This window comes from Acidobacteriota bacterium (assembly GCA_009838525.1).
Lineage (GTDB): Bacteria > Acidobacteriota > Vicinamibacteria > Vicinamibacterales > UBA8438 > VXRJ01.
This window is the reverse complement of sequence record VXRJ01000004.1, coordinates 100,050-107,017: the sequence shown is the minus strand read 5'-3', so window position 1 is coordinate 107,017 and position 6,968 is coordinate 100,050. Positions and strand designations below refer to the sequence as shown.

The following is a 6,968-nucleotide window of genomic DNA, read 5'->3' as shown; positions in this document are numbered from 1 at the left end:
CGCCGGCCGCGTTGCAGCCAAACCCCATGCACATCGTGAGCGCCTGCTTGCCGTGCGCGCCGGCGCGCCGGAAGAGCGAGTCGAGGTTGAATGCCACGCGCGGCAGGTAGCCGAAGTCCTCCAGCAGCGTGAAGATCGGAAAGAAGATCGCCATCGGGGGCAGCATTACCGCGATGACCCAGGCAGTCGCCAGGTAGACCCCGTCGAAGAGGAAGCCGCTCAGCCACCAGGGGAAGCGGAGCGCGTCGCCGACCTCCTTCAGCACCGGGTGGGTGGTGTCGATCAGCAGTGTCGCCAGCATGCTGGACGGCACGTTCGCGCCTTCTATCGTGATCCAGAAGACGGCCGCCAGGATGGCGAGCATCACCGGGAAGCCGAGCCACCGGCTCGTGAGCAGCCGGTCGAGTCCCTGGTCGAGGTCGAAGCCGGCTTTGCGCAGCCCCCGCAGTTGCGCCCGTTCGGCTATCTGCTGCGCCGCGCCGTAGATCTCGGCCGTCAGCTTGTCGTGGAAGTCCGCCGGGAGATCCCACCGCAGGCGTTCCGCCGCCGCGAGCACGTGATCCGGCGCGGTCGCCGCGCCGTCGTCGGCGCGCGCGGGCGTTTCCGACAGCTCGTTTCGCGGTTGGGCCCGCGCCTCGTCAGGATCCCGCCGGCGCCCCGGCGTTTCCGGGTCCGTGGTCTGACCCAGCTCGCCCGACCGCACGGCTTCGACCACCGCGCCGTCCGCGTTCAGCAGCCGCTGCGCCACCCAGCGGCTGCTCTGCACGTCCGGAAAGGCCTGCTCGACGACGCTGGCCAGCTCCGCAACCGCCCGCTCCACCTCCGGCGCCTGCCTCGCGAGGCGAAACGGCGCCGTCTTCCTCCGGCCGTCCGCGACGGAATAGGCGGTCTCGATCAGTTCGTCGATGCCGATCTTCGACCGGGCCGCGCCCGCCACCACCGGCACACCCAGCTCGCGCTCGAGCCGGGCCGCGTCGACCGCGATCCCGTGCCGCTTCGCTTCGTCGATCAGGTTGAGGAAGACCACCACCTGCCCGGTGATGTCCAGAATCTGCAGGGCCAGGTTCAGGTTGCGCTCGAGGCGGGTGGCGTCCACCGCGACGACCGTCACGTCGGGGCGGCCGAACAGGATGAAATCGCGCGCCACCTCCTCGTCGACGCTGCCCGCCTGCAGCGAGTAGGTACCCGGCAGGTCCACGATCTTTACGCGCGATCCGCGGTGCGCGAATACGCCCTCGGCGCGCGCAATCGTCTTGCCGGGCCAGTTGCCGGTGTGCTGCCGCAGTCCCGTCAGCGCGTTGAAGACCGTGCTCTTGCCGACGTTCGGGTTGCCGGCCAGGGCGATCAGAAAGTCCCACCGGTCGGGGCTGAGGCCCAGACGGAGGAGGTGCTCGTCGCGGCTGGCGGCGCCGCCGTGGCAGGCGGGGGCTGGCAGGGGCACTAGCTCGTCCCGGCCGCCGCCTCGGCGCCATTGCCGGCATGGGTGTCGGCGATCCCGTCGGGCGGGTGATGCGAAGCGACGCGGATCCAGACCGCCTGCGACTTGCGCAGGGCAATCAGGGCGCCGCGGATCCGGTAGGCGACCGGATCCCCGCCGGCGCTCGTCAGTTCACGGGTGATCGGCGTGCCGGGAACCACTCCCAGGTCGAGCAACCGCCGCCTCTGGGCGCCCTGGCAAGCGCGCGAGATTCTCGCGACGTGCACCGTCTCCCCCGGCTCGGCGTCGGCCAGGGTGCGGCTGGGCGCGTCCCCATGCTCGCCGACCGGGAGACGCCGCACCGTGACATTCCCCGCCGCGATGGGATCGACGTCCCAGGTGCGGCCGTCGGCATGCACCTGAACGGCGCCGTCGGTCCGCCCCACGACGTCGAGCCGGCCGCCCAGAACGAAGCCGTCGGCGACCAGCGCGTCATACAGCTCCGGCGGCTCGTCCTCGAGGTGCACCACCTCGACCGCGCGTCCCGGCTCGATCGCGGTCAGGCTGACGCCCCGGTCGGGCGGCATGTCGCCGGCGGAAGTCGGAATCGGATCCCCATGCGGATCCCAGCGGGGATAACCGAGACGCTCGTCGAGCGCGTCCACCTGGGCCGACGACAGGTCGTGCTCCACCCGTTCCGCTTCGTCGTGCCACTCGCGCGCGGGTACGCCGGTCCGGTCGGCGAGGTAGCGCTCCCACATCCGGTGCGTACGAACGAGGCGGAGCGCCGACTGCCGTCCCTCACGGGTCAATTCGGGACCGCCTGCGCCCGACTGCGCCAGGCCCAACTCGGTCAACCGCGACAGCAGGGCCGCCGCGCGCGCCCGGGTGACGTTCAGTTGGCCGGCCAGTCCTTCGAGGGTGCCGGGGCGAGCGGCGCGCTCGCACGCATGGAGATGTTTGAGCGCGTCCTCGAGCAGGACCCGTTCACTCAGGCGGATCAGTTGGCGCAGCCGGGCCAGGGCGCCGACGCGCGGCCAGAACAGCAGCCCGCCGCCGGTGGCGACGAGGCCGAAGACGAAGAGGGCGAGACCTGGATCGGCCACGGTTCTTTTTGGTTACTCAAAAACTATATCTCTATCGGTCAAAGATGGCAACGTGCGGTCTCGAACTTTGGGTGCCGAAGGTGGCACCCGTGAAGACGTGGTCTAGACGTTGAAGGCCATTAAATGCACTCTTGCATCCCATTTCGAAAGACCTAGACGAAAATGGAACTGAAAATGCGTTTTCTGCGCTAGAATGTCTTCATGCTACTTCGATTCCGGGCCTCCAATCACCGTTCAATCTTGGAGCCGGTGGAACTCTCCATGATCGCCGTAGACGAAGCTCGGGCGGCGACTCGCGGGTTCGGCGGTCTTTCGGAGCGCGTACTGACGGTGGCCGGCATCTACGGGCCCAACGCGTCGGGCAAGTCCAATCTGCTGGATGCCATGGCTTGGTTGTCAATAGCCGTTGACACGTCGCTTCGGGGCTGGGACGACTACATTCCGCGCGATGCTCACCGATTCGGTAAGGGGCCCACGACTACTTCGGAGTTCGATCTTGAACTCGTAGTTGACGGCGTCCGTTACGAGTATCGGCTTGAAGTGGACGATTCGGCCGTGCTGTTCGAGAGCCTGGACAGCTACCCGGAAAAACGACGGCGGAACCTCTTCACTCGTCACGAGAGCCATATCGACTTCCGCCGAAGCCTCGACGGCACTCGGGGGATACGGGACTTGCTGACCCCTACGACGCTGGCGCTCTCCGCCGCTAGGCGGGTCAGCGATTCCGACTTCAGAAGAGTGGGGCAGGTTGTAGCTAGCATGCGTGTCCTCGGGCTCCCGAGGAGGAAGTGGTGGCTACGCGCTTTCGGCGGCGACGTCGCGTTCTCAACGTTGCGCTTGCTCTTCGACGCGCAGGGGGCTAATCAGCCACAACTCTTTGACGCTCCAGAAGATCGACCGGCCGTCAAGGATCCAGGCTTTGTCTTGGACTTGATTCGTTTTGCTGATCCCGGAGTTCGCGATTTCGTGATAGGCGAAGAGGAGAGTGAGCGATTCGGGGGATCTCGTCGGCAGCTTCGTCTGGTGCATCAAGGGGAAGGTGAACCAGTAACCCTCGACCTTGAGGATGAATCTGCAGGCACCCAGACTTGGTTCCGTCTGATTGGCCCTGCGTTGGCGGCTCTCAGACTCGGTCAAGTCCTCTTGCTAGATGAGATTGACGCAAGCCTTCACCCTCGCCTTTCGGCCCGACTGATCGAGATCTTTCAGGATCCCGAGACCAACAAACGAGGCGCTCAACTCGTCTTCACTTCCCACGATACGTCCCTGCTGAACGGCTTGAACCGCGACGAGGTCTGGCTCACCGAGAAGGCCCCTGACGCCACCACACAACTTGTCGGCTTGGCCGAGTACGGGGGTGAACGCGTGAGGAAGTCTCTGAACTTGGAAAGGGCGTACCTGCAAGGCCGATTCGGGGCCGTTCCCGAAGTCGACCAAATCGCTGTCCGTAGAGCTCTGGGGCTCTCTTCCGAACCTCGCGATGGCCAAGCGGGCTGAACGCAGGCGGCGCAAGAACCGACCGCTCCGCCGCAGGGTCGCGGTTCGCAAGCCCAAACGGACATTTCTCGTGTTCTGTGAGGGCAAGCGGACCGAACCCGACTATCTCATGGCCCTGCGCGAGGAGCCAGCGGTTCGCGAGGCCGCGTCGGTTGAGATCAAAATAGACCTGGATGCAAGTGGCGCGGTGCCTTCGACCTTGGTCGACGCGGCGGCCGAAGCCCGAGCCCGCAATTCCGAGGAGCAGGGTGAAATCGACGAGGTATGGTGCCTCTTCGACGTTGAATGGCCCCGCAATCACCCTCGTCTTCCCGAAGCCAAAGCCAAAGCTCAGAGAAGCGATGTCCGTCTTGCCATTTCCAATCCGTGCTTCGAGCTGTGGCTGGCGCTCCACTTCGAGAACCGCACCGCGCGGCTTGACAGCACCGCTGCCGACACGCTCCGCCGCAACCACGACGGGAGCCCCGACAAGGGTCTTGACGGCACGCAGTACATGCCCCGGCGAGCCGCCGCGGTACGACGTGCGCGTGCACTAACGAAGAAGCACGAAAGAGACAGAACCGAGTTCCCGAACGACAATCCTTCATCGGGCATGTACCTCTTCCTGGAGGCTGTCGAGTCCTCCTGGTAAGGACGTCCTGGCTTCAGAGGGCAAGTTGACGGGGATTGACGCGGTGCAGCGTCGTTTCGCTCTTTGCGAAACTTCGAACGCCGTCGCTACCTGACGGTTATGTCGACGTAGCCGGTGGTCCAGCAGCACTGATCGCCGCCGCCGCCGTTGCCGGAGATGTCGTTCGCGGTCGCCATCAGCCGGTACTCGCCGGGCTCGGCGAAGGTGACCCAGGTGATAGTGTCGCCTCCCGCCACGTCCTCGAACTCGTGGCGGCCATTCTCCGGTTCCTCTTCCGCACCGGTGTCGAACGTCACATCGGCCGGGCCGCGGTACAGCCTCCAGGTGAGAACGACTTCCGGACGGGGTCTCCGGTTGGCCCGCGGCGGCGGCGGATTGGTGAGCGGAACGTCCTGCACGGATGCCGCCAGCTCCAGTGGCTCGCCAACCGTCGCCTCCAGCGTCGCGCTGATGCCGGTCACCGGAGGTCCGTGCATTTCGTCGTCGCTGATGCGCAGCCGGGGCGGCATGTTGCCGTTCGCGCGGTTCAGGAACGGGTCGACGTAGTAGGACGGATTCAGCCAGAACGACACTTCCGACTGCTGGTTGTTCACCGAGACGGTCCAGGTGAACGTCTGGTCGCCGAAGTCCTCGGGGACCGTGATCGTGAATACGCCCCAGGCGCGGCCCGGGAGGAAATGGCTGGGCTGGCCGTGGTCCGGGCCGCCCGGTTCGATACGGTTTCCGTCTCCCACCGCGACGTCGACGGGGTGATCGTTCCGGTTGAAGTAGCCGAGCAGGATGGTGGAACTACCGTCTTCGTTTCGGTACCAACCCTCGAACGCCGGGAAGATGGCCTCCCCCATGGCGCCCGCGGGCTCGAGGGGCAGGGGAGCGCGCGGCGGCTGCGCCTCGGCCCCGCCCGCCATCACGAGCGGGGCCGCGACGAACACGAGCAGCGTAATCGAAGACCGCATCGGGTCCCTGTCGCGCAAGGCGATCAGTTGTCGTTCGTCTCGCGCGCCGCCACTTCCGCTTCGTACTCCTCGTCGGTGAAGTACGTGACGTTGACCCAGGCGTGGGCCATCTCGTCGACCGTGCGGTCGCCGTAACCGACCCACACGTTGGGATCGGGGTTGGCGCGGTTGGCGGCGGTGTTGTCGTGCCACGCCGTGATTTTCAGAAGGGTGCCCTTCGGCAGCAGCGGGGCGGCGCCGTCCGCGTAGACGTAGGTGTTGTGCCAGTTGAAATTGAAGTCGCCCACGTGGCTCAGCACTTCACGCCGGCCGTTCGGCAGGATCGCCTCCATCGACATCGCTTTCCCCCGCAGGTGCATGTGCGGCTGGAAGCTCTCGACGCGTCCCGCTCGTCGCATCGGGAAGAAGCCCTCGGTCACCGATACCGTGTTCGGCGGAATGTCGACGCGGCCGGCGCCCATCAGGTGGAGCACCTGGCGGTGCTGCGGCTCCTCTCCCTTCGGGTAGAAGTAGATGCCCAGCTCCACGTGGTCGGTGATTTCCTCGCCGGCGGCGGAGTAGTGGACGTCCCAGATAATCCGCGACCCCGGCAGCATCAGCTTGCCGCTGCCCGGACGCATCAGCTCGCCCTGCTTGCCGACGGCCCACTCCATGAACAGGCCGGAGTTGGCGAGCGGATCGTCATCGTCGGTCGCCGCCGGATTCTGCAGCAGCGGATCGGTCTCGTCCTGCTCCAGGCGGGCGATGGCGTGGTGCGTGATCCGGCGGCCGGCCGTCGTCGCGGGGCGCAGCTCGATGGCGCGCACCCACCGCGGCTCGGTCAGGCCGGTGTCGGAGACAGGCTTCCACCAGGCGTCGTTCGCCTCGGCCGGCATCGTGAACGGCTCGGACTTGACCACGAGGTCGGGCGGCCCGCCGAACCGTTCGGCGTAGTACCACTTCGACGCGTCCGGCCACTCGACGGGGGCCGGCATGTCCTCCGGGTTGCCGCGCGGCGCGCCGTTGTCAACCCAGCGGACGATGGTGTCGAGCTCCTCGTCGGTCAGCGACCGGTCGTTGCGGAACTCGTCGATCCCGACCGTCCGGTCGATATGCCAGGGAGGCATCTGACGCGTCGAGACACGGTCCCGGATGGAGCGGGCCCACGGGCGTGACTCCTCGTAGGTGACCAGCGACATCGGAGCGATGGAGTTGGGCCGATGGCACGCTTCGCACTTCGCCTGGAAGATCGGCGCTACGTCCTTCGTGAACGTGGGCGCGCCGTCCTGGGCGGCCGTTGCGGTCGCGGGCATCCACGCGAGGGCGGCGACGACGGCCACCGCGGCGGCCGGCAGCGTTCGATTCAGCATTGGCTTGTCCTC

At 66.6% G+C, this 6,968-nt stretch carries 5 protein-coding genes and 2 pseudogenes; 2 read left to right on the top strand and 5 right to left on the bottom strand.

Annotation, left to right across the window (positions count from 1 at the left end; all coding sequences use genetic code 11):
* The 3 genes and pseudogenes from F4Y45_01185 to F4Y45_01175 all read right to left on the bottom strand — a co-directional run bounded on the left by F4Y45_01185 (position 1) and on the right by F4Y45_01175 (position 2,523).
* Positions 1-424, bottom strand: a pseudogene (locus F4Y45_01185) (ferrous iron transporter B).
* Positions 425-682: 258 nt separating this feature from the next.
* Positions 683-1,378 (bottom strand): annotated as a pseudogene (locus F4Y45_01180) (iron transporter FeoB).
* Between the two features lie 62 nt (positions 1,379-1,440).
* Positions 1,441-2,523 carry a hypothetical protein gene (locus F4Y45_01175; protein MXY23120.1) on the bottom strand — a complete coding sequence of 361 codons (1,083 nt, stop codon included), beginning with the start codon at positions 2,521-2,523 and terminating at the stop codon, positions 1,441-1,443.
* 201 nt (positions 2,524-2,724) lie between these two features.
* Between F4Y45_01175 and F4Y45_01170 the strand changes: the two genes are divergently transcribed.
* Both F4Y45_01170 and F4Y45_01165 read left to right on the top strand, forming a co-directional pair.
* Positions 2,725-4,020, top strand: coding sequence for an ATP-binding protein (locus F4Y45_01170; GenBank protein MXY23119.1), 1,296 nt, complete (start codon positions 2,725-2,727; stop codon positions 4,018-4,020).
* Entirely contained in the window at positions 4,004-4,651 is a 648-nt protein-coding gene (locus F4Y45_01165; protein MXY23118.1) for an RloB domain-containing protein, read from the top strand. Before F4Y45_01170 ends, F4Y45_01165 begins: the two co-directional genes overlap by 17 nt.
* 86 nt (positions 4,652-4,737) lie before the next feature.
* Here F4Y45_01165 and F4Y45_01160 read toward each other — a convergent pair whose 3' ends face one another.
* Both F4Y45_01160 and F4Y45_01155 read right to left on the bottom strand, forming a co-directional pair.
* Positions 4,738-5,607, bottom strand: coding sequence for a hypothetical protein (locus F4Y45_01160; protein ID MXY23117.1), 870 nt, complete (start codon positions 5,605-5,607; stop codon positions 4,738-4,740).
* 23 nt (positions 5,608-5,630) lie between these two features.
* Positions 5,631-6,956 carry a cytochrome c gene (locus F4Y45_01155; GenBank protein ID MXY23116.1) on the bottom strand — a complete coding sequence of 442 codons (1,326 nt, stop codon included), beginning with the start codon at positions 6,954-6,956 and terminating at the stop codon, positions 5,631-5,633.
* Positions 6,957-6,968: the final 12 nt, after the last annotated feature.

What these genes read in the sequence shown, in the direction of transcription:
- F4Y45_01170 (MXY23119.1), top strand. Translation starts at nt 2,725, where the DNA reads ATGCTACTTCGATTCCGGGCCTCCAATCACCGTTCAATCTTGGAGCCG.
- F4Y45_01165 (MXY23118.1), top strand. Translation starts at nt 4,004, where the DNA reads ATGGCCAAGCGGGCTGAACGCAGGCGGCGCAAGAACCGACCGCTCCGC.
- F4Y45_01160 (MXY23117.1), bottom strand. Translation starts at nt 5,607, where the DNA reads ATGCGGTCTTCGATTACGCTGCTCGTGTTCGTCGCGGCCCCGCTCGTG.
- F4Y45_01155 (MXY23116.1), bottom strand. Translation starts at nt 6,956, where the DNA reads ATGCTGAATCGAACGCTGCCGGCCGCCGCGGTGGCCGTCGTCGCCGCC.